At 49.2% G+C, this 1,064-nt stretch carries 5 protein-coding genes; all 5 read right to left on the reverse strand.

Translation table 11 applies throughout. The features are described from left to right. A partial coding sequence (locus PPOP_RS19830) for an N-acetylmuramoyl-L-alanine amidase (RefSeq protein WP_006284058.1) occupies positions 1–79 on the reverse strand: 79 nt, incomplete at its 3' end. Further along, the gene (locus tag PPOP_RS00765) at positions 76–345 is read right to left on the reverse strand and encodes a phage holin family protein (RefSeq protein ID WP_006284059.1); all 270 of its coding nucleotides are present in this window, start codon (positions 343–345) and stop codon (positions 76–78) included. The genes PPOP_RS00765 and PPOP_RS19830, both read right to left, overlap by 4 nt. Before the next feature lie 20 nt (positions 346–365). Continuing rightward, positions 366–614: a hemolysin XhlA family protein gene (locus tag PPOP_RS00770; RefSeq protein WP_006284060.1), complete on the reverse strand. Its 249-nt coding sequence runs from the start codon at positions 612–614 to the stop codon at positions 366–368. Between the two features lie 78 nt (positions 615–692). Next, entirely contained in the window at positions 693–839 is a 147-nt protein-coding gene (locus PPOP_RS00775; protein WP_006284061.1) for an XkdX family protein, read from the reverse strand. After that, on the reverse strand, positions 836–1,064 hold a 229-nt coding region (locus PPOP_RS00780; RefSeq protein WP_234399633.1), incomplete at its 5' end, for an XkdW family protein. The genes PPOP_RS00780 and PPOP_RS00775, both read right to left, overlap by 4 nt.

Raw genomic sequence — 1,064 nt, forward strand, 5'->3', positions numbered from 1 at the left:
TATCTTTTTCGACGACACCGTTTCCACTTGCTCCCGGGTCTTTACCGCCATGTCCTGCATCAATCCATACTTTTTTCATTTGTTATTTCCACCTCTCATTGTTTGCTTAAATACTTGGTGCCCGAATACAGCGACAGCGCCGCACAACACACCCTGGATAATTGATGATGGGACAAATCCCAACGTCCAGACGGCCAAAAGCACAGCGGCTGCTGTCACGATATAAACGATAGTCCAGTCCGGCACCCGCGGTGTCTGCTTGAGCATGTACCCAAGCGCCCAGCAGGCGGCTACAACGACAAACAAGACCGGATCAATCATGTTAAAAATCATGCTCCATTCCATAGATAAGTCCCTCCTATTATTTATTTCAGGCCGCCGGAGATAATAAATCCAGCCATCGCCAAAACAAAGGCCCCGGCGATTGTACGCCAGAGCCATTTTTGGTTATCTTCGATTCTATCTAGTCGGTCATGTGCGGATTCGGCGGAATGTAGCGCCGCCGTGGCCGTCTCGCTGGATAGGATGGCCCTATCCAACTTTTCGTCCATGTTATCAACCTTTGTCTCAACTCTCGTGATACGCTGCAGCATCTCCGTTTGTACTCCGTCCATCGCGCTTACCTCCAATCAAATAACCCCCCCTGGGTATCCAGAGGGCATAAAAGTAGCGCCTGCTCTATGGCATGGCGCTTATTCTTTCGGATATTCCTGGCCAGTAATCTTTTCATACTCTTCCGGCGTGATTTCGCCGAATCGATTGGCTTTTGTTTTTACGGCTCCGCATAATCCCTCCGCGTCGATCCACCGGCGTTCAAAAGCAAGTTTCCAGAAATTCATTTAGACTTCCCTCCCTTCAGCGCGATAATTTCAAGTTTGGCCTTGGTCAACTCGGTGCCTAAACCATCAATGACGCTCTGCTGCTGGATATTTTTTAGCTTCATCTGCGCCAGTGCTTGCCCAAACACATCCGCCTGTGACGGCTCGTGCTTTATATAGCTATCAATAACGATGCGTTCATCAATTGGGGCTGTCTTCGGTTTTGAGACGTCGATGTGGTACAAA

Source organism: Paenibacillus popilliae ATCC 14706 (genome assembly GCF_000315235.1).
Lineage (GTDB): Bacteria > Bacillota > Bacilli > Paenibacillales > Paenibacillaceae > Paenibacillus_B > Paenibacillus_B popilliae.

Excerpts from the sequence above, each read along its gene's own strand:
- PPOP_RS00765 (WP_006284059.1), bottom strand. The coding sequence starts at position 345 with ATGGAATGGAGCATGATTTTTAACATGATTGATCCGGTCTTGTTTGTC.
- PPOP_RS00770 (WP_006284060.1), bottom strand. The coding sequence starts at position 614 with ATGGACGGAGTACAAACGGAGATGCTGCAGCGTATCACGAGAGTTGAG.
- PPOP_RS00775 (WP_006284061.1), bottom strand. The coding sequence starts at position 839 with ATGAATTTCTGGAAACTTGCTTTTGAACGCCGGTGGATCGACGCGGAG.